Genomic DNA, 19618 nt, shown 5'->3' on the forward strand with positions numbered 1-19618 from the left:
AGCCCGCACCATGCTTGGAAGCTGGTCCGGACCCGGCGGTAGGGCCGCCGAATCCGAGATCTCCCGCGCGTTCGAGACCGTCGGGTACCAGCCCACCAGTGCCATATGCCGCTTTCTCACCACGGCTGGGATGGCGTCCCGTCAGCTTCCAGGCCGAATCGCCGCAATCTTTCCGCGCCGTCGGTGTCCCCGGCTCGCTCGCGTAGTCGCGCCAGATTTCGCAGGGCCTGGTGGCTTCTTCCGTTGACGGCCTTCTGGGACAGGCGCTCGGCACCGTCGAGGTCCCCGGACCGCTCGCATAACAGCGCCCGGGATTTCAGCGTCTGGATGCCCTTTTCTTCGAGCGGCTGATCGAAGGAACGGGTGAGCCGCGAGGGGAGCCCGGCCAGCTCATATCCGCGTGGCGCCCGTTCCCACAGGGGCTGGGACCCTCCGGCGTCGATGGCCTGTTGGTATAGCCGCTGGGCGTCGTCGGCATCCCCAGCCTGCTTGCGTCGCCGCGCCAGCTCCAGCAGGACCTCGCTGTCTCCGGCGTCGATGGCCTGTTGGTATAGCCGCTGGGCGCCGTCGGCATCCCCGGCCTGCTCGCGCAGCCGCGCCAGCTCCATCAAGGACCAGTCGTCTCCGGCGTCGGCCGCCCGCCGATACAGCCGCTGGGCGCCGTCGGTATCCCCGGCCTTCTCGCGCAGCTGCGCCAGCTCCCACAGAACCCTGGGCTCTCCGACGTCAGCTGCCTGTTGGTATAGCCGCTGGGCGCCGTCGGCATCCCCGGCCTGCTCGCGCAGCCGCGCCAGCTCCATCAGGGCCCAGGCGTCTCCGGCGTCGGCCGCCCGCCGGTACAGATCTGTCGCGATGCGGTAACGGCACCGCCATTTGGCCGCGTCCGCGAGGGCGTTCAGATCTGCCGCGCTGGCCGCGTGGTCCCGGGCGGCGGCCCAGAAGGATTCTGGGGGGAAGGCATAGCGGCGAGTGGTGCGGGCGTGGTGGTCGAGGTAATCGTTGAGGCGATAGACGCCGGGGAGGGCGCCCATGCCGTCGGGGTTGGCGACAGGTTCCAGGGCGGCGGCCACGCCCTTGATCTTTGTCCTCGCATATTCGAGAGCATGGGCGAACCAGGTGTCGGGGTCGGCGGCGGCGCGCTGCTCTGCGGTCAGGTACCCGGGGGCGGCCGCCTTGAGGAGTGCGGCCGGCAGGTGGGAGGTGTGGCCGAGGCGGAGGGCGTCCATGGCCGAGGTGATGACGGCATGGCCGTAAGAGCCGTGGGGTCCGACGGCTTCTTCGTAGTGGCCGACTAGTTCCGGGCCCGCCGCGAGGGTCTGGGTGATCCTCCCGCCGGTGCTGGTGCGCACGGCGTCGGCCAGTGAGCGGTCGTGCTGGGCGCGAGGATCTTTAAGGGCCCGCGTGGTGAAGGATGCCGGGACGTCGACCAGTACTGCCTGGTTCAGCAGGGCGCGGGCATTGCGATGGGTGTCCGCGCCCGGGTCGGGGCCGGGGAGCGGGGTTGCGGTCAGGGCGCGGTGATATTCGGGCCACAGCGTGCCCAGGACCACGACCGGTCCCGGGGCGTCCAGGCGGCTGTGCAACGCGGCGGCGGCCTCCTGTGCGTCGGTCCCGGTGAGGAAGTTCTGCGCTTCGTTGAGCCACAGGACGGTGCGTGGGGCGAGGGCGTCATCGTTGAGCAGGGCCAAGAGCATGCTGGCGTTCTTTGGGAAGACCAGTTGCCAGTCCGGCAGACAGGCGCGGACGGCCTCGAAGGCGGTACGGGTCTTGCCTGTGCAGGACCCACCGCGTACGAGCACCAGCATGGCCCGTTCGGTGGCGGCTGCCGTGACCAGGTGTTTGCTCAGCTGCCAGTCGTGGGGGCGTTCGAGGTAGTCCGGGAGTACGAACGAGTTGTCGGCAACCTGCGGGCGTTGACTGCCGCTCGGGCCGGTGCCGTGGATGGCGGGGTGGACGCCGAGTTGCTGCGCGGTCCACGACCCGACCGGCCGAGGACGATCGAGTCGAGCGCCGTCCCGCTTCGCAGCGAAGTGCTGGTGGAACTGGTCGATGCGGTAGGCAGCGACCCCTCCCTGCGCGGCTGTGACCGCGATGGAGGGAGCGCGGCTCGGGGCTGGGGTGGTGCCGGGCCCGCTCAGCCCTGGGGCGGTCCCGGCTGCGGAGGGTTTCCCAGGGTCACATCGCCCATGCTCCAGGCAGCCGCAGACCCGTGGTCGGCCCGGATGTCCACGTTCCCGCCGACGGCCACCCCCCTCTGGCTGGCCGTTACGTCTGTGCTGGGTGTGTGGTGGGCGACCAGGGTGCGCAGTTGCTCGGCGGCAGGAGCCCGCTCGGTGTCGTCCAGGCCTTCCAGCAGGGCTTCGATGCGGGCCTGCCACGCGGCTTCCAGGCGAATGCGTGCCCGCTCGGCAGCGTCACCGTCCGCGGTCTGCAGTTCGCCCGCAGTTTGGTCTAGGCGTTCCAGTTCTGCCTGCTCACGCTGGGTGTCGCCCCGGCCGAACCAAAGCGCCACGGCCTGCCGCATGCCGGTCCAGGCGTCGGTTCCCGCTGCCTGGACCACGGCAGTTCCACCTGCGGTCGCCAGTGCGGCCAATGCCTGCTCCAGCATGCTCCACCCTCTTCTTCCGGGTCCTCGCGCCGAGCCTCGGTACATCGCCCGCTCCGGAAGCTCCCGTCGCACAATCGCGGTCAAGCTGACCGTAGTACATGGGCTTTCGTTGTGTCCGTCAGCTTCCCGGTTCTGCGGTCACGGTCACTCCTCTTTGTCGTCATCATCCAGTTCGGCGGCGTCCGGGTCGCGCAGCGGAGGCAGGACGCTCGGACAGAGGGTGGCGAACCTCTCCGGGCAGTGTGCAAGTCGGCACCGTCCAGTAGACGGTGTGCTGTTCGGGGTCTGAGCGAGGAAGAATGATCAGACACACGGGGATGGGGTACTCACAAGTCCGTCCATGGGCGTGGCCTTCCGCCGGCGAGAGGTGCCCATACGGCCTGGGCGGGACCGTGTTGTTCAAGGTCTTCCAGTACGGCGGCTGCGAGCCGGACTTCGCGGGCGAGGGCCGCTACGAGGGGGTGCTGGGCAGTCATCGCCTGGAGATCGCTCACGCGGTTCTCGAGTCTGGCTCGGGAAGCACCGGTGAGTATGAAGAGCACGCGGGGAAAGACCGGATACCAGCGGAGCCAGGCTGCGTCGGCCGACGGGCTGGGCCTCGTTGCGCCCCCGCACCCACCGCGCCGACGCCATCACCAACTTCGTCGCCCGCGCCGTCACCCGCGGCTACCTGCGCCACCCCGGCGTCGAAATCCCTGTTCCCGGACCCCGCTTCGCCGACCGCATCGGCTTCATCATCGCCGCTACTCCGACCTGGACCCGCCACATCACCCGCGCCTTCAACCCCGCCCTGCCCCACCGGAGTCAGAAAACCCGCACCGGCAGCACACGAACCCGAGATGCGGCCGTGGAACCCGCCAGCGGATGAAGCAGCCGTCCCCAACTCGGCACTTGCTCTGTCGCGAAGGCTCGCTCGCCGGCGAGCAAGAGCTTCGGATCGGCGGGTGTGTCAACTTGACGGCCTGTTTCAGATTCGGTGGTAGCGGAGCGTGACTGGGCTCGTTGACATCGTGTGCGAGATATCAACGAGCTTGTGAATACGGTGGTTTCAGGATGGGTCCCCTCGCTGTGGAGGATGTGGTCGATGAGGGCGAGTGGATCTGAGTAACGCCCGGGGGCCCGGCTGCGTGCCCGGGCCGCGGGGCTGAGCGGGCCCGGGTGTACGGCTATCAGCTGTAGAGACCGCCAGCCTCAGCCCTGGCGGGCGGCGCCCTCCGGCCAGACAACGTCGACGTGCAGTCCGGCGTCGCGGGCCTCAAGCACCGTGTCCGCCGTGCCAGCGCCCTTCGGGCTCGGCGGCGAGCCGTCCCAGACAGCTACGAGCCGCTCCGCTCTCCTCAGCACCTCGCTGTTGGCGTCCTCGTAGGCCGCCCGGTTGGCGTGGTCGTGGTCGAGAACCACAACCTCCGAGGCTGCCTCGATGAGCCGGTCGAAGACGGGCGCGTGATCCGGCTTGACCTTCGCCTCCCGGTAGTCGCGCGAGGGAAGCACCACGACCAGGCGGCCGCCGACATCGAGCAGCGCCTCGGCAAACAGAGAGTCGGAGCCGCGCGCAATACACGACACCCCGACCAGGTCCCCGTCAGCGTGCTCGGCGAGCAGCTTCCGCAGGGCTGCGCGCACCAGCTCGGCACTCGGCTCGGTCAGGTCCATGTGCCCGGTCACAGCGAACGTGGTCACATTGCTCCTTCAGCTCGACAGCACTTCGCGGATCCTCGCCCGCGCTTCGCCGACCGTACGCGATGGTGACCGGCCCACCGTGTACGGGTACAACTGGCCGAGCTGTGTGCGGACGCGGCTGGACTGGGTGCGGGCGGCCGCGTCGACCGCGCGGTGCGTCTGGTCGACCGCACTGGTCATGTCGCCCATCAGGAAGTGGCACTCGGCGAGGCCGATCATGTCGAGGGCGTGGCTGCGGCCGGCCTCGGCGCCGCGTGTCGTCAGCGCGTCGCTGATGCTGTCGGCTGCTGCCTCGGCATGCTGGTGCGGGTCGCTGCGGGCCATGTCCAGGAGACGGCCGCCGGTGACTCCTGTCAGCTCGGCCTCGTCGAAGTATGTGATCCAGTACGGGTCTTCGCCGCTGTCTGCTTCGGCGAGGGCCTCGGTGGCCTCATCCGTAGCCCGCCGGAACGCCGCGGCCCGGCCCATCGCCGCGTACGACCACGCCTCCCGCGTGTGGAGCATGGCGCGGACGCGGGGAACGGCAGCCTTCTTCGCGCCCTTGTGCGCGAGGTGCACGAGTTCGAGAGCGTCTTGCGGCCGCTCCTGGTACAGCATCTGCCGCGCCATGCCAGCAAGCACGTTGACGCCGAACGCCGCATCGCCTCCCGCGTGCGCGGCGCGCAGCGCCAGGAGGTAGTAGGACTGTGCCTGCTTCTGGAGGCCCGAGTCCCAGGCCATGGTCGCCGCGGTGCCGCCGAGGTAGGCCATCACCCGGAACAGGCCCCGCTCGACGGCCGGCGCCTGATGCTCTTCGAGATGGCCGGCCACTTCGTTGAGCTGGCCGACGACGGCTTTGCGACGCAGGCCGCCGCCGAACCGGTGGTCCCAGGCGCGGAAGGCCCGTGCCGTCGCTGCGAGTTCTTCGACTTCCTGCCGTCCGATGCGGCCGCCGTGGCGGCTCGGTTCTGCTGCCAGGGCCGGCTGGAGCCAGCCCTCGAGGGAGTCAAGCAGTGCGGCGCCGGACAGTGCGGCGCCGGCCAGGGCACGGGTTGCCATGCGGCGGTCCATGACGAGGTCGCTCCTGGTGAGGTCAGCGGCCAAGTGCACGGTCGCTGTGGGGCGCCAGGGCGCGTCGTCGGTTGACCGTGCGGCCGGGGGAGTCGGAGGGTCCGGGGCGTCGGGCTGTCTCTCCCAGGGCCGGTCGGCGACGCCCACCATGCGGCCGGGGATGCGTAAGCCGTCAGCGATGCGGCAGATCACGTCGAAGCTGGTGACCTGCTGCTGGCCGCTGATGATGGTCGAGACCTTGCCGGGAGTGAGCTGGCAGGCCGACGCGATTCGGTTCTGGGACAGGCCGCCCCACTTCTTGATGAGCGAGAAAGCTGCGGCGAAGTCGTGCTCTGCCAGGGCTCGCTTCAGATCGTCTCTGTCGAGAACCTCGGGGGCGAGCGGGCCGGGGGTGGTGGCGTCCATGGGGCCAACTTCCGGAGAGATCGTATGCGCATCGTCGCGCCGTACCGAACCGAGAACGAGTGTATTATCGCCTCGGTAACCCCCACTGGTCATCCCTGAGTTGCATCGATGGGACGACGCTGGATCCGTGACAGATCAAACCCGGCGACCGCCCGAACGGCCCCGGGAGTGGTCAACGCTCAAACACCAGAGGGAGCGTCGACATGACGAACGCTACAGCTCCGAGAAAGCCCAGCGTCAAGATGACGATCCGCGTGTACCGGGTCGATCGGTACGGACTGATCAGCGAAGACCGCGGCACCGTTGCCTGCACCGACCACGGCCGCCAGGCCCTGCCTCAGGTGAACGCGTACCCGCGGTGCGAGAGCCCGCGCTGCACGCCCGGAAAGGCGGCAGCACGGTGAGCAATACCCTGGACTCCAATAGGCAGTTGGACACGGCCGGTATGAGAGCCGCTGCCAGCCGTTTCCTCGGCGACGTGTCGGTGGCCCTGCCGCGATACGAATACGTGCAGCGCGATGCGCAGCAGTTCTTCCGCTTCCTGTGGCAGCTGATCCCGCAGATCGAACAGCTCACGGGACGGACGGCCGCCACCGACGCGCCTGCCATGGCGGCCCTGGCCGGGGTCGGGGAGGCCCGCCGGCGGCTCGACCTGATTGAACGTCCGGGCCTGCGCGGCGAAGTGGAGCGGGTGACGCGACTGGCCCGGTCGGTCATGGCGCTGTGCGACCACTACGACATCCTGTGCGGCGTCGTGATGTGCCTGGCATGCGACAAGCCGATCCAGGACGGCGACGAATCCGTGCCGTACGACCAGATCAGCCCCTCCGGTAGGGCGAAGCAGGCTGGCCGCATCCACGCCAGCTGCGCCAATACGATCCGGCGACGCTGACGAGCCCCGCCTCGGAGAGGCCCCAGGCGACCGCAGGGTCAGGGTTGCAGCCCCAGATCGCCTCTCCCGCCGTGCTCCGCAAGACACGGCGGGTGGAGTCCACACGACTCCCGCCCCCGGGCCCCAACCCTGGACAGGTCGAGCCTCGGGGCGGGTTCCATCCCGTTGCATCAGTCAGGAGATGCCCATGGTCACAGCCGCTGAGCCGCAGATGAAGGACTTACCCGCCAGCGCGATCCTCTCCGTCGAACTCGAGATCACTGGCCGCTGCCAGCTGACGTGCAGTCACTGCTGCACCGCCTCCGGGCCGAAGGCCAGCCCCGGCGCCATGACGCGCGACGACTGGACCCAAGTCATCAGTGACATCGCTGAACTCGGCATTCCCGCCGTGCAGTTCATCGGTGGCGAGCCCACGCTGGCGCCGTACCTGCCGCAGTACATCGACCACGCCCTGGACACCGGCCTCCGGGTGGAGGTGTACTCCAACCTCACCCACGTCCGGCCTGGCCTGTGGAGGGTGTTCGAGAAGCCCGGCGTGTGCCTGGCCACCAGCTACTACAGCGACCGGGCCGAGGAGCACGAGCGGATCACCAACGGTACCGGCAGTCACCAGCGCACCCGCGGCAACATCACCGAGGCCCTGCGCCGCGGCATCCCACTGCGCGTCGGCATCGTCGACGTCCTTGATGGACAGCGCGTCGCCGAGGCGCAGGAGGAGCTGCGGCAGCTCGGCGTGACCCGCATCCAGGTGGACCGCGTCCGCAAGGTCGGCCGCGCCGCTGAATCGGACACCGCCGTCCCGAGCACTTCCGAGCTGTGCGGCCGTTGCTTCCGCCACCGCGTCTCCATCGACCCCAACGGCCAGGTCTCCGGCTGCATCCTGTCCCGCTTCCTCGTCGCCGCCAACGTCCGTGAGCAGCCCCTCGCCGACATCCTGAGCAGCGACCGCTGGCAGCAGCTGACCAGCACCATCCCGATGCCCCGGGCAGCCTGCCCGCCCGACGACTCCGGCGACTGCGACCCGGCCAACACCGAAGCGTGCGAGCCTTCGTTCTACGCACCTGCTCCCGTGCTGGAGACGACGGCATGATCTGGAACACCCACGCGGCACACCTCGCCGACGAGGCGACAGACGACGGCTCCCGCTGGCGGCCTCTGGTCGCGAACACCCCGCGACACGTCTTCGTCCCGCGCTGGTGGGAGCGCCAGGACGGTACGTGGACGCTGTGCGCGCCGCGCCCCGACAATGAGGCCTGGCTCCATGGCGCCTACCGCGACCGGTCGCTGATCACACGCGTTGGACCGCTGCACGCCGATCACGCCGGGCCGGACGACCATCCGGAAGGCCGGCCGACGTCGTCGGCGACCCTCCCGAGCCTCGTCGTTCAGATGTTCCAGCACGGCCGTCTCCAGGACGGCCAGGACCTGCTGGAAGTCGGCACGGGCTCCGGGTACGGCACTGCTCTCGCGGCCAAGCGCCTCGGCGAGAACCGGGTCACCAGCCTGGACGTCGACCCGTACCTGATTGATGCGGCGCGCGATCGCCTCGGATCCCTGGGGCTGAAGCCGACACTGGCCGCTGTCGACGCGACCGGGCCGATCGACGGCGAGTACGATCGGATCATGGCGACGGTCGGCGTACGGCCGGTACCGCCCAGCTGGCTGGGCGCACTGCGGACGGGCGGCCGTCTGGTGGCAACCATCGCCGGCACCTCGCTCATCATCGAAGCGGTCAAGCGGTTCGACGGCACGGCGTACGGGCGTATCGCCTGGGAGCGGGCCGGGTTCATGCCCACGCGCACCGGCGACGACTACGCTCCCCTCCCGGACGGACTGCTGGAGGCGGCGAAGACCGGCGAGGGCGAGGCGGTGACCGAGGGCCAGTTCCCTGTGCTCGACGTCGGCGAGGCCTGGGACGTGGCGAGCATGCTGGAACTGCTCGCGCCCGGGGTACAGACCGGCTACTCGCAAGACGCCAACGGCACGCGCACGGCGTGGATGGCACACCCCGACGGGTCGTGGGCGCGGGCGGTTGCGCGCGGCACGGCGGCACCACTGGTCCATCAGAGCGGTCCGCAACGGCTCTGGGACGTTCTGGACGGCATCCGGTCGTACTGGCTGGAGCACGGCGAACTGCCGGTGCGCGGTGCCCGGGTCCTGATCACGCCGGACGGACGTACCCGGCTGGCCCGCGGCGACTGGCGCGTCACCCTCTGACGGCCTCGAGACCGGCCCCGTCTGTCCGCTCCCCCCCCGTGGCGGATGGGCGGGGCCTTCCACTGCCCGCGATGCCTCGCACAGCACCCCTGAACCTCTGCGGGATTAGCGCACAAGCTCTCGACGAAGATAGCCGTCGCCGGAACCGCGGGCCCGGGCCCGGAGGGCTCCTTGACGACCACCGTGGCCCACTTCGTTGCCGCCGCGCAGAACGTCGACTGAGCCAGCGCCTTATCCGGCGTTTCCGGTCCTCCCGCACCCCTTCCTGCCCCTACGCGGCCCGTGTACGCCATGATGGGGGTGGCCCGAGTACACCGCTTCATCCTTCGAACATCCTGGGGCCGCGAGTAGAAGGACACCCTGATGAACCTCGATATCACGGCCGACCAGCACGATCTGCTGACGCTGTGCGCGCTGCGCATCGGCAGCTCCACCCTCGACTGGAGCCTGCTGGCACGCAGCGCCCAGAGCCCCGAGGGCCTGGCCGTGCTCATGGACGGGCAGCTGCGCGAGGACTCCGGCGCCGCCGCCAAGAACCGGCCCCTGCTGCAGCAGGGCCTGACCGCCGGTCTCGACGACGCCCGCGCACGCGTCGACGACGAGCTGGCCGCGGCCGGGAAGGCGGGCGCCCGTCTGGTCACTGTCCTCGACGCGGACTACCCGGCGAACCTGCGCATGATCGGCAACCTCCCGCCGTTCCTCTTCTACCGCGGCGAGCTTGACCCGTGCGACGCCCGCTCCATTGCTGTCGTCGGCACCCGCCAGGCCTCCGAGGACGGACTGAGGCGGGCCGCCCGGATGGCCCGCGAGCTCGTCGAACACGACGTCGTGATCGCCAGCGGACTCGCCAAGGGCATCGACGCCGCCGCCCACCAAGCCACCCTCACTGCCGGGGGCCGCACCTTCGCCGTCATGGGCACCGGCATTGCTGCGCCCATCTACCCGGCCGAGAACCGGCCGCTCGCCAAGGCCATCCTCGCCTCCGGCGGCGCGCTGGTGAGCCAGTTCTGGCCGACCAGCCCCCCGGCGAAGTACACGTTCCCGCGCCGCAACGTCGTCACCTCCGGCACCACGCTGGGCAGCGTCGTGATCGAAGCCTCCAGCACCTCCGGCGCCAAGATGCAGGCACGTCTGGCCGCCGAGCACGGCAAGCTCGTTTTCCTGATCAGGTCCCTCGCCGACGCCCAGCCCTGGGCCAAGAAGATGGTCGACGAGGACCGGGCGATCCTGGTCACCCAGTCCAGCGACATCACCGAACGCCTTGCACGTGCCGCCGACATTTAGCGCGCCGGCCAGCAGCGACAGCAGCTCGCCTTGGCCGGCCTGTGACGACAGGTCTGCCCGAACCGGCAGGCTTTCCCGAGTGCCCGGTGTGCGCTTACGTCGTCACCGGCACCGCACGCCTGTGCTCCGACTGCGCTGGGCGCACCCTGCAGCCCGTCTCCGACAGCCACTGCTCGGTCTGCTCCCAGGCCGTCGCGCCCGGCAGACCGTGCGGCAACCGGCTCTGTGCGCTGCCGGTCTCCCAGCGGGGGTTCTCCCGCGTCGACGCGGTGGCCGTGTACTCCGGAGCCCTCCGCGACAAGATCCACCGACTCAAGTACGACGGGGCGCACGGCTGGGCGATGATCTTCGGCAGGCTGCTGGTCGGCTGGATGGAGAGCCACCCCGAGCAGATGGAGGGCGTCGACCACGTCGTCGGCAACCCGACCGCTGCCGGTCGCCAGCCGATCCAGCACATCGAGGCGATCATGAATGCCGCCTACACCGAGGACGTCACCCACGCCCTCCCGCTCAGTCCACCGGACGCGCACCGCCTGATCAAGGAGACCGAGACGCCCCGCTCGGCCAACAAGAGCCTGGACGACAAGCGCACGGCCGCGGCCGCGCACGCAGCCGCGCTGACGTGGACCGGCGACACGGGCGACATCAAGGGGGCCACGATCCTGCTGGTCGACGATGTCTTCACCAGCGGGTCCCAGCTCCAGCACGTCGCGCTCCGGCTCCGGGCGTCCGGAGCCGCCGAGGTCCGCGGGCTCGTCCTCGCGCGCGTCCCCTGGAGCGGATGACCCTGGTCGAGCCATCGCTCACGGCCGGGCCCTGCATCGCCAGGCGGACTTGTGGGTGGCCCTGGATGCTCGGGGCTACAGCTCGCGGAAGTAGACAGCCGCAGGCAGCTTGATGCAACCGAGGCTTTCGTACAACGCTCTGGCCTGGACGTGGAACTCGTCGCCGCCTGTTCCGATTTCGACGTACACCGCTCCCTGGGCACGCATATGGCTGAAGGTGTGTTCGCACAGCTCGGTGCCCAGATGGTCGCGGCGGTGGTGCGCGTCGACGGCCAGGATGCTGATGCACCCGTGCTCGCGTGAGAGGTCGATCTCCCATCCCACGTAGCCAGCGATCACCCCGTCGATGTCCGCGACGGCAACGTGCTTGTTGTGCTCCGGGTCGTGCAGTGTGGCGAGGAGGGTTTGGTAGTCCTCGCGCCACTGGCCGTGCTGCCGCGTGAAAATGACGTCGCCGACCAGGGGCCGGAAGGAGTCCTCGTAGAACGGCCCGAACGTCTCGATGGTGAGCTCGGTCAGCCGCGGAAGGTCACGCGGCTCGCAGGCACGGATGATCACAGAATGCGCCTCTCGCTGAGGAGTCGATAACCGGAGGAAAGCCATCGACGGGCTCGCTCGCGCCGGATGTCGGCGGCGAGTGAGCCCTCAGTGGCGGGTGCGCCCGGAGGCGAAGCATTCCATGCACGTCACGTTAGCCGAGCTCCTCCGACGGGCGCAGACTCTTTCGGTCCGGCTGACCCCTCCGCGCAGAACGACGCGGCGGGCCGAAGGAGAGGCCGACCCCAACGAGGAGCCAAGACGGCGCAGAGGCCAGCCTCGGTCGGCCTGCGGAGAACCCGACGAATCGTCACCCTGAAATGCCGAGCTCAGTAGCTGCGACCACTCCGTGACCACGACCGCGGCATCCGCACCGTCCAGCGCCTCCTCTGGGCTCGCATACCGCCACGGTGCCGCCTCGGCGGGCCGGGCCAGCGGGTCCCAGCACCGCACGCTGGCACCCTCGGCGAGCAGCCGCGCGGCCAGCACCGTCGACGGCGCCTCGCGCATGTCGTCGGTGCCCGGCTTGAACGCCATCCCGAACAGCACGATCTGGCGGCCCGCCAGATCTCCGAGAGCGCTTCTGAGCTTTTGGATCGCCCGCCTCTGCTGGATGTTGTTCACGTCGATTGCCGCCGAGAGCAGCATCGGGTGGAAGCCGGTGTTCGAGGCCAGCTGCCGCAGGGCCTCAGAGTCCTTCGAATCTCCCTGCCGGCTTCTGCGCGCGCGACGATGTCGAGCACTTCCTCGCGTCGCAGAGCCGCCCGACGGTCGGCATCGGCATGCTCGACGCCCGCTGCCGCGTCGCTTCGATCTCCGACTCTTCTGCCAGACGGTGACGCAACTGGTCGGCCTCGGCCTCCAGGCTCTCGACACGAGAGGCAACAGCATCCATGGCCTGCTGAATGAGGGCCGCATCAGGATCGGTTTCGGTGCGCTCGGCGGGCAGGACGGGGGGACTCACAGGTCCGTCCATGGGCGTGGCCTTCCGCCGGCGAGAGGCACCCACATGGCCTGGGTGGGACCGTGTTGTTCAAGGTCTTCCAGTACGGCGGCTGCGAGCCGGACTTCGCGGGCGAGGGCCGCTACGAGGGGGTGCTGGGCAGTCATCGCCTGGAGATCGCTCACGCGATTCTCGAGTCTGGCTCGGGAAGCACCAGTGAGTACGAAGAGCACGCGGGGAAAGACCGGATACCAGCGGAGCCAGGCAGGACCTTGGTCGGCCTGCCTGCGTCGACCGACGGGCTGGGCCTCGTACTGGAACAGGCGGGCGTACTCGATCAGTTTCGCGGCCAGCCGCCCGCTGCTCATGGTGCTGCGATCGACTTCCACGAACGCGTGCAGCTTTCGCCGGCGTTCGCTCTCGGCGGCGGTGTAGTACATGAGGGCATCGGCGACGACCCGCTCGCCCTCGCCGATCGAGTGGGACACTTCCGGGGTCCAGTCCCAGGGGCCGTGCTCGTGCCCGAGCCGACGGGCGTCTTCGGCGAAAGCCAGATGGGCGCGTACGACGGCGAGGGTGTGAGGGGTCTTCAGGGATGCGGCGGTGGTCGAGGTGATGGGGTAGGGAGGACGGCCGCGCAGGACGGGCAGGTCCCGGGTCAGGCGCGCCCCTTCCTGCGTGAGGTACCAGGCGTTGGTACGTGAACGGTTCGCGTCCGGCAGGACCGTGCAGTCGACGAAGCCGTCGGAGCGCAGTCTGTTCAGGACGCGGGACATCACCTGCCGCGTGCCGTCCGGTCGCAGCATGCGGCGCAACTGGCTGGTGGTGGCGATGCGGTGCTGGGCGAGCGCGGCCAGCACCTGGTGGGCCAGGGGCTCAGCGGGGCTTGGGGCCAATCTCGTCGCCGGACGTGCGGCGCTGGTCATGCAGTGTTCCTCTCCGCGGGCCGTGACGGTCTCCGTCAGAAGTTCCGTACTGCTGAGGAAAACCGTGGGCCCCGACCAGACCCCCGACCACGCGGCCCCGACCATGGTCACGAACTCGAAACGGCCTCGCGGTCTGCGCCGTGGTCGACCCTCGTACCCCGACCGTGGGCCGCGCCCGCACGCCAGGACACAGGTGGAGACAGGCGGAGAGGCGCGGCGATGGCCGGTCCGCAGCAGCCGAGGCTGCTGCGGGGCGTGGTGGCGAGCCACGCCATGCCGGCCATCGGGCGACATCCGGCCCGCAAGGGACCAACGACCCGTAACCGGATGCCGCGTCTGTGGGGCGGTGGGCGATGCCCACCGCCGGCTTCCTATCTCCCGGAACTGCGCTGGGCGGCCTGCTCGAGGATCCGCCGGCGTGTCCACCGCCGGCGCCCGCCCTTCTCCGTGACCGCATCAGGCGTTTCCAGCAAGGGCAGGTTGCCCTGGGAGAGGCTGCTGGAGAAGGAGTTGATGCTCTTGAACTTCAGCAGTGCGGCTGCCTGCGTCGCTCCCAGGAGTTCGTCAGGGTCACCGTCGACAGGTACGTCGGGCAGCGTGGGGGCCGCACGCTTGGCGCCTGCGTGCTTGCCGCGGCCGGGCCGGGTGGCCATCCAGTCCAGCAAGGTCTGCACGCGCCACAGCTGCCGGCGGTAGGGGTTGTCGGCGGTTCCCATCTCTTCGACGACGTCCGGGTCGGGGAAGTACCCGGGGTGGTCGCGGACGAAGGTGGTGACCTGGTTGGGGTTCTTGTAGCCCAGGAACCTCGCGGCCTCCGCCCCGTTCAGCAGCTCCTCGGGGTCACGGGCAGGCGGTGTGTGCCCGCGAAGCCGCGCCTGTGAGCGGTTGGCGAACCACTCGGTGACCGCCGCGTGGTCCCACAGGCGGGCACGGCCGCGCATGTCCGCGATTTCAGGGAATGGCACGCCGACCGCGTTTTCGGCGCGCTCGTTGTAGAGGCCGCTGATCCGTGCGGGCGTCAGGCCCTGCTCAGCCGCGATCTCGGCAGCGTCGGCCAGGCGAGGCTCACGGCGCGAGGTCATGGCGGAGATGTCCGTCCTGTCAGAAGTGAGCCGGCCTGCCCGGCTCGCAACTCACATAATGGCAGGAGTTTGGGGTGGGGGTCCAGTACGCTGCCCAGGTTTTCCCGGGCGGCGCAAGAACTACGAGGTCATACCTCCGGGATCAGGCACACACCGCGGCGGGCCGCGTCCTCGGCCATCTCCGTGTAGGCCAGGGCCGCCGGGGTCATCTCCCACTCGGTCAGGGCGAGCAGCAGGAGCAGCTCGTCGCGGTCCTGGGACGCGTCGCACGGCATGCCGGCTGCAGTCGCGGCAGCCGCCAGGTCTTCGCCGGGCAGTCCGGCGAAGCGTGCCGCCACCGCGTGGCGCAGGCTGGCGAAACCCTGCTGGTACAGCTCGCTCGCTTCGCGCAGGAGCAGCAAGAGGTCCTCGCTGTGGCTGGCCGGTGCGGCCGCGGCGAGGTCGAGAAGTCGCTGGGTGGTTGTCGTCATCATCAGCAGTATGCCTTTCAGGAAAGATCGGAAGCAGTTGGAGGGCTCAGTGCGGAGCGGCGCGGCCGTTGCACAGCGATCGCCCGTCGCGACGAGCAAGGTCGGGCTCCTTGCGAGGCTTCCTCTCCAAAGCCGCCCGGACCTGCTTTTGCAGAGCGGCGAACTCGGGCCGTCTCCGCACAGACCACGCCAGGGGCGGGCACCCCGCAGGTAGTGCCGCCGTAGGAGACAGTACGTCCGTCCGGGAGGCGAAGACGCGCAGCGAACACGAGCAGTGGGAGGTTCCGGCCCGGCCGACGCCGCCTTCCCCACCAGCTGCTCAGCGAATAACTCCGGTCCCCACCGGGCGTCGGCCTCCCCGCGCCCAGTGGGACGCACTCCGCCGGCTCCCAGTCTTTATGAAGTAGGGCAAGGGGAGACAGCGGGAGGTACAAGAGGCGGGCGGCGGAGCCACCCCCGGCTCCCACGCCGACCCTACTCGCGGACACAGATGCTGCGGGTTCCGCGCCGTCAGCTATGTGCCTCTTGGCATGACAGTGGCTCGATACTGTCCGGTTCTCTCTTGGATTTCCCTGCGACGTCAGTGTCCGGTAGCACAGGATGAGAAGAATCGTTGCCGGCCCCACGGCTTGGGGCCGACGGGGCGCTAGGGGGCACTGTGGCGGAGCTCGTCATGATGGCGGTGGACGGTGATGGCGAAGCCACTGCCGTCTTCGAGAGTGAGCCCGGCTTGGGGGGCTCGGATCTGGAACTTGCAGCGGACGATGGCCTGGTGGTACGCGCCCAAACGTCGCTCCGCGAAGCGCTGGACCGTGTGAGGCCAGCTTTGTCGCAGGTCTCCGAGACGGTCCGAGAACTCAAGCCGGATGAGATGGAAATCCAGTTCGGGCTGAAGATCGGCGGCGAAAGCGGCGTGATCATCGCCAAGGGAACAACAGAGGTGAACTTCGCCGTCCGGGTGGTTTGGAAGAACTCCTGATCCAGGTGCATGCCCGGCGGGAGGGTTTCATCGTAGCGATCCGGTCACCAGCCTCGGGGGCTCCTATCGGCCTCGGGTTCGTTGTGGGAGACCGGTACATTGTCACGTGCGCGCACGTCGTCAACGCGGCGCTCGGCCGCGAGAAGCACCACCGTGAACGCCCTCACGACGGCGCACGCGTTCAGGTCGAGTTCGTGCTTCTCGGCGACATTGACGGCGCACCGCTGCGCAACTGCCGGGTGGCGGCATGGGATCCGCCTGAAGGATCAGGCACCTCCGGACGTGATGTAGCGGGTTTGGTGGTTGTCGGCGGAGACACGCTGCCGGTCGGCGCGGGGGCAGCGCGATTGGTCGACGCGCGCATAGGCCAGGCCCCCGACGCGCAGGTGTCGGTGTTCGGCTATCCGAGCACCCCCGATCGAAGAGACAAGGGTGCTTGGGCCACTTGCTCCATTCGGGGATCGGTTGGCGGTGGCTTGATCCAGCTCGACGCCCGTGCCGAGGCAGCTTTGCGAGCTCAGCCCGGGTACAGCGGCTCGCCGGTCGTGGCGACGGATCGCTGGGGCGACGCAGCAGTGGGAATGCTCGCAATCGCCAGCAGGGGAGGCGTGGCGCAAGATGCCTATGCGGTACCGCTGTCGGAAGTGGCGGCGGTATGGCCCGAGGCTCTGGGCCGGTTGGTGCTGCCGCCTTGTCCGTACCGAGGACTTCAGGCGTTCACGGCCGCGGACGCTCAGGCCGGCGTGTTCGTGGGGCGTGAGCGTGAGGTCAAACGGCTCCGGGACATGGTCAAGGGGCAGCCACTCGTTGTGGTCACGGGTCCTTCCGGGGTAGGCAAGTCCTCCCTTGTTGCGGCAGGTCTGCAGCCCGCGCTCTCGGCCGACGGGTGGAGCGTGGCCTCCTTCCGACCGGGGGTAACCCCGTACGAGTCGGTTGCCCGTGCCCTGCTGGATCTTGAGCATCCTGGAGCAAACCATTCTCTTGAGCAGCTGGACCACCGTGCCCAGGTCCTGCGGAAAGACGGCTTCTGGCCGGTGGCTTCGCGGGTTGCGCTGCTGACGGGCAAGCGTCTGGCTCTCATCGGGGATCAGTTCGAGGAAGTGTTGAGCGCGAGTCCGGACACGGAGAAGGCGCTGGGATTCCTGCAGCATCTGTTCCCGCCCCCGGACACGGTGCAGGATGCGAACGTCCGTCTGGTCTGCACACTGCGCGCCGATTTCCTTCCCGATTTGCTGGAACTGCCCCATATTGGCCCCCGGCTGCAGGACCGACAGTTGAACGTCTCTCCGCTGGACGAGGCCGCACTGACGCGCGTGATCGTGGAGCCTGCGCAGCTTGCCGGCGTGGTCTTCAGCCCAGGGCTGGCCGAAGAGATCGCTTCCGAAGCCAGCAAGGCAGCGGGAAGCCTGCCACTGCTGGAGTTCACCCTGACCGAGCTGTGGCCCTTGCAGCGGGAACGCCAGATCACCTTCGACAGCTATCACGGCCTCGGAGGCGTATCCGGAGCACTGAACCAGCATGCAGAGAAGGCCTACCACTGGCTACGACACCAACTCCGCTTGGACGAACCACGCATCCGACGCGCACTCCTTTCCATGATCCGCGCCCGTGGCGGATCCTCCAGCGCCGTCCGCGTTACAGCAGACCGTTCCTATCTCGGAAATGACTGGTACATCGCCCAACTGCTCGCGGACCCAGACCGCCGTCTGGTCATCCTGGGATCCGATGGCCCCGGGACGGCTGAAATCGCCCACGAGGCCCTGATCCGCGAGTGGAGCAGGCTGTCCGCATGGGTCGAAGAAGACGCGGACTTCCAGCAATGGCTGACAATGATGGAAGAACGTGCCCGAGACGGAGACGTGCTGTCCGCCACCCGAGTAGCCGAGGCACAGCGATGGCTGGATGAACGCCAACCTGATATCCCTCACGACGTCGCCGATCTCATCGAGCTCAGTAGCGTAGTCATTCTCGAACAGCAGAAGACCCAACAACTGCTGAGCGAATCCCAGGAACTGACCGAGCAACTTCGTGAACGATCGGCCGAACTGGAGGTGCGACAGAGGTACCTACATGAATCCAATGTCAAACTGGAGGAACAGGCCGAAATTTTAGCGCAGCGAAACCGCGACATCGAGGTAAAGTACACTGAAATCGAGATGGCGCGTGAGGTCCTGGAGGAGCGCGCCGAGCAGCTAGCTGTCTCTATGCGCTTTAAGTCCGAGTTCATCGCCAATATGTCGCACAAATTACGGACCCCCCTCAACTCCCTCTTGCTTCTGGCTAAGTTACTCACCGAAGATTCAGAGGGAAACCTCTCGCAGAAGCAGCTCGAGTTCGCCCAGACGATCCTCTCCACCGGCAGAGATATCCTTCAGCTGATCAAAGACGTCCTCGACCTTTCGATGGCCGAATCAGGCAAGATGGACGTTACGGCCACAAGCGCGCCGCTTGCACAGCTCGCCCACAGCCTTGAGGCCACGTTCCGACCACTCACGACAGAGAAGAAGCTTGCCTTCACCGTGCGCGTCGCGTCCGTCCTTCCTGACACACTTCTCATCGATGAGCAGCGGCTGCTGCAGGCAGTACGCGAGCTGCTCTTCAACGCGGTGAAGTTCACCGAGTCCGGATCGGTGGAACTGGCCGTCCTGCCCGCCGGCCCAGATATCCCGATGGCCATACGGGAACAGCTACTGGAGGCCGGTTCTCTCTCACGCCCCGATGGCGAACTGGTCGCCTTCTCCGTGACCGACACCGGCATCGGGATCGCGGCCGACAAACTGCCGGTGATCTTTGAAGCGTTCACGCAGGCGGACGACATGATCAGCCGAACGTACGGCGGTACGGGCCTGGGCCTATCTATCGCACGGGAGGTCGTGCGGCTGCTCGGCGGTGAGATCCATGCACAGAGCGAACCGGGACGCGGTTCCAGCTTCACCATCTACCTGCCGCTACGCCCGAGTAAACTGCCACCGCGCACGTTCGCCCTGGCAGAGGCTCACGACGATGTATCCGCACTCTTCCCGCCACGTGGCCCCGACGCCTCCGGGCCTGATCGATGGGGCAATCTAGAGCAGCCTGCAGGGAAAAGGCCCCGCTCGGATATCCCATTCGGCGGTGAGAAAGTGCTGATCGTCGACGACGACATTCGCCACCTCTTTTCGATCACCGCTGTCCTGGAACAGTGCGGACTGAACGTGCTGTACGCCGAGAACGGTCGCGAGGCCATCGAAGTTCTGCAGCAACAAGACGACGTGGCGGTCGCCCTGATCGACATCGTGACACCCGGTGCGGACGGCTTGGCAACAATCACAGCGATCCGTGACATGCCTGCGTTCGCCGGACTAGCGATCATCGCGGTGACCGCCACGGCGATGAAGAGCAATCGGGAGATGGCGATCGAGTCGGGAGCTTCCGACTGCATGGTCAAGTCCGCCATTCCCGATATCGTGCTGCCCCTGCTGCGTCGCTGGATTGAGTGAGGCACGTCGTGCCGATCCGGAGGAAGCTCACTGATTGGCCTCGATTCTTCAGCGGTGTGACGGCGTCGCTGTGTGCGGCTGGCTGCCCGTTATGTCCCTTGCCGTGTAGGGACGGGTCGTCGCGTGACGCCGCGGGGCGTCGGGTTCCACGGGCCCGAGGGTGCTGCGGTCCTCTCCTCTCCGGTGCTGTCGGGGTGGTGACCGGCCGTCAGGTACAGGCAGGAAGTTCGGTGGTGCGCCTCCAGGCGAGGGTGAACGCGTCGGCCCAGGGCCAGGTGCGG

At 68.3% G+C, this 19618-nt stretch carries 17 protein-coding genes and 3 pseudogenes; 9 read left to right on the top strand and 11 right to left on the bottom strand.

The window, feature by feature from the left end:
- Positions 1 to 116: 116 nt before the first annotated feature.
- The 3 genes and pseudogenes from IEZ19_RS39180 to IEZ19_RS51545 form a co-directional block, all read right to left on the bottom strand.
- Entirely contained in the window at positions 117 to 1805 is a 1689-nt protein-coding gene (locus tag IEZ19_RS39180; RefSeq protein ID WP_229841317.1) for a tetratricopeptide repeat protein, read from the bottom strand.
- Positions 1806 to 2134: 329 nt separating this feature from the next.
- Entirely contained in the window at positions 2135 to 2608 is a 474-nt protein-coding gene (locus IEZ19_RS39185; protein WP_189316162.1) for a hypothetical protein, read from the bottom strand.
- A 326-nt stretch (positions 2609 to 2934) separates the two neighbouring features.
- Positions 2935 to 3189 (bottom strand): annotated as a pseudogene (locus IEZ19_RS51545) (replication-relaxation family protein); the annotation flags it as partial.
- A 20-nt stretch (positions 3190 to 3209) separates the two neighbouring features.
- Here IEZ19_RS51545 and IEZ19_RS39190 point away from each other — a divergent pair.
- Entirely contained in the window at positions 3210 to 3476 is a 267-nt protein-coding gene (locus IEZ19_RS39190) for a hypothetical protein (protein ID WP_189316163.1), read from the top strand.
- Positions 3477 to 3799: 323 nt separating this feature from the next.
- Here IEZ19_RS39190 and IEZ19_RS39195 read toward each other — a convergent pair whose 3' ends face one another.
- Together IEZ19_RS39195 and IEZ19_RS39200 are read right to left on the bottom strand one after the other, a co-directional pair.
- On the bottom strand, positions 3800 to 4288 hold the full coding sequence (locus IEZ19_RS39195; protein ID WP_189316164.1) for a hypothetical protein: 489 nt from the start codon (positions 4286 to 4288) through the stop codon (positions 3800 to 3802).
- Between the two features lie 9 nt (positions 4289 to 4297).
- On the bottom strand, positions 4298 to 5743 hold the full coding sequence (locus IEZ19_RS39200; protein WP_189316165.1) for an NsdA family TPR-like regulatory protein: 1446 nt from the start codon (positions 5741 to 5743) through the stop codon (positions 4298 to 4300).
- 400 nt (positions 5744 to 6143) lie between these two features.
- Here IEZ19_RS39200 and IEZ19_RS39205 point away from each other — a divergent pair, with 400 nt between their 5' ends.
- The 5 genes from IEZ19_RS39205 to IEZ19_RS51550 all read left to right on the top strand — a co-directional run bounded on the left by IEZ19_RS39205 (position 6144) and on the right by IEZ19_RS51550 (position 10921).
- Positions 6144 to 6635: a DUF6415 family natural product biosynthesis protein gene (locus IEZ19_RS39205; RefSeq protein ID WP_189316166.1), complete on the top strand. Its 492-nt coding sequence runs from the start codon at positions 6144 to 6146 to the stop codon at positions 6633 to 6635.
- Between the two features lie 187 nt (positions 6636 to 6822).
- Positions 6823 to 7725, top strand: a complete 903-nt coding sequence (locus tag IEZ19_RS39210) for a radical SAM/SPASM domain-containing protein (protein WP_189316167.1) — start codon at positions 6823 to 6825, stop codon at positions 7723 to 7725.
- A complete protein-coding gene (locus IEZ19_RS39215) occupies positions 7722 to 8852 on the top strand; it encodes a methyltransferase domain-containing protein (RefSeq protein ID WP_189316168.1) in 1131 nt (376 codons plus the stop codon). Before IEZ19_RS39210 ends, IEZ19_RS39215 begins: the two co-directional genes overlap by 4 nt.
- A gap of 363 nt (positions 8853 to 9215) precedes the next feature.
- Positions 9216 to 10136, top strand: a complete 921-nt coding sequence (locus IEZ19_RS39220; RefSeq protein WP_189316169.1) for a DNA-processing protein DprA — start codon at positions 9216 to 9218, stop codon at positions 10134 to 10136.
- An 86-nt stretch (positions 10137 to 10222) separates the two neighbouring features.
- Entirely contained in the window at positions 10223 to 10921 is a 699-nt protein-coding gene (locus tag IEZ19_RS51550) for a ComF family protein (protein ID WP_229841318.1), read from the top strand.
- 75 nt (positions 10922 to 10996) lie between these two features.
- Here IEZ19_RS51550 and IEZ19_RS39230 read toward each other — a convergent pair whose 3' ends face one another.
- The 6 genes from IEZ19_RS39230 to IEZ19_RS39250 form a co-directional block, all read right to left on the bottom strand.
- Positions 10997 to 11479, bottom strand: coding sequence for a GNAT family N-acetyltransferase (locus tag IEZ19_RS39230; RefSeq protein WP_229841320.1), 483 nt, complete (start codon positions 11477 to 11479; stop codon positions 10997 to 10999).
- 87 nt (positions 11480 to 11566) lie between these two features.
- A complete protein-coding gene (locus IEZ19_RS39235) occupies positions 11567 to 12106 on the bottom strand; it encodes a UDP binding domain-containing protein (RefSeq protein WP_229841321.1) in 540 nt (179 codons plus the stop codon).
- A gap of 40 nt (positions 12107 to 12146) precedes the next feature.
- The gene (locus tag IEZ19_RS51555) at positions 12147 to 12422 is read right to left on the bottom strand and encodes a hypothetical protein (protein ID WP_229841323.1); all 276 of its coding nucleotides are present in this window, start codon (positions 12420 to 12422) and stop codon (positions 12147 to 12149) included.
- A complete protein-coding gene (locus tag IEZ19_RS39240; protein ID WP_189316172.1) occupies positions 12419 to 13327 on the bottom strand; it encodes a replication-relaxation family protein in 909 nt (302 codons plus the stop codon). The genes IEZ19_RS51555 and IEZ19_RS39240 overlap by 4 nt, the downstream gene beginning before the upstream one ends.
- Before the next feature lie 371 nt (positions 13328 to 13698).
- A complete protein-coding gene (locus IEZ19_RS39245) occupies positions 13699 to 14409 on the bottom strand; it encodes a hypothetical protein (RefSeq protein WP_189316173.1) in 711 nt (236 codons plus the stop codon).
- 128 nt (positions 14410 to 14537) lie between these two features.
- On the bottom strand, positions 14538 to 14879 hold the full coding sequence (locus IEZ19_RS39250) for a hypothetical protein (protein WP_229841324.1): 342 nt from the start codon (positions 14877 to 14879) through the stop codon (positions 14538 to 14540).
- 658 nt (positions 14880 to 15537) lie between these two features.
- Between IEZ19_RS39250 and IEZ19_RS39255 the strand changes: the two genes are divergently transcribed.
- The 3 genes and pseudogenes from IEZ19_RS39255 to IEZ19_RS51565 form a co-directional block, all read left to right on the top strand.
- Entirely contained in the window at positions 15538 to 15858 is a 321-nt protein-coding gene (locus IEZ19_RS39255) for a CU044_2847 family protein (protein WP_189316175.1), read from the top strand.
- 5 nt (positions 15859 to 15863) lie between these two features.
- Positions 15864 to 17648: pseudogene (locus IEZ19_RS53815) on the top strand (serine protease); the annotation flags it as partial.
- Positions 17649 to 17708: 60 nt separating this feature from the next.
- Positions 17709 to 19337 (top strand): annotated as a pseudogene (locus IEZ19_RS51565) (ATP-binding response regulator); the annotation flags it as partial.
- Positions 19338 to 19618 lie beyond the last annotated feature (281 nt).

It is taken from the genome of Streptomyces brasiliensis, assembly GCF_014647875.1.
Taxonomy (GTDB): Bacteria; Actinomycetota; Actinomycetes; order Streptomycetales; family Streptomycetaceae; genus Streptomyces; species Streptomyces brasiliensis.

Bases quoted from the DNA above. Each gene is read 5' to 3' on its own strand.
- IEZ19_RS39180 (WP_229841317.1), bottom strand. From the start codon at position 1,805: ATGCTGGTGCTCGTACGCGGTGGGTCCTGCACAGGCAAGACCCGTACC.
- IEZ19_RS39185 (WP_189316162.1), bottom strand. From the start codon at position 2,608: ATGCTGGAGCAGGCATTGGCCGCACTGGCGACCGCAGGTGGAACTGCC.
- IEZ19_RS39200 (WP_189316165.1), bottom strand. From the start codon at position 5,743: ATGGACGCCACCACCCCCGGCCCGCTCGCCCCCGAGGTTCTCGACAGA.
- IEZ19_RS39210 (WP_189316167.1), top strand. From the start codon at position 6,823: ATGGTCACAGCCGCTGAGCCGCAGATGAAGGACTTACCCGCCAGCGCG.
- IEZ19_RS39215 (WP_189316168.1), top strand. From the start codon at position 7,722: ATGATCTGGAACACCCACGCGGCACACCTCGCCGACGAGGCGACAGAC.
- IEZ19_RS39220 (WP_189316169.1), top strand. From the start codon at position 9,216: ATGAACCTCGATATCACGGCCGACCAGCACGATCTGCTGACGCTGTGC.
- IEZ19_RS39235 (WP_229841321.1), bottom strand. From the start codon at position 12,106: ATGCTGCTCTCGGCGGCAATCGACGTGAACAACATCCAGCAGAGGCGG.
- IEZ19_RS39240 (WP_189316172.1), bottom strand. From the start codon at position 13,327: ATGACCAGCGCCGCACGTCCGGCGACGAGATTGGCCCCAAGCCCCGCT.
- IEZ19_RS39245 (WP_189316173.1), bottom strand. From the start codon at position 14,409: ATGACCTCGCGCCGTGAGCCTCGCCTGGCCGACGCTGCCGAGATCGCG.
- IEZ19_RS39250 (WP_229841324.1), bottom strand. From the start codon at position 14,879: ATGACGACAACCACCCAGCGACTTCTCGACCTCGCCGCGGCCGCACCG.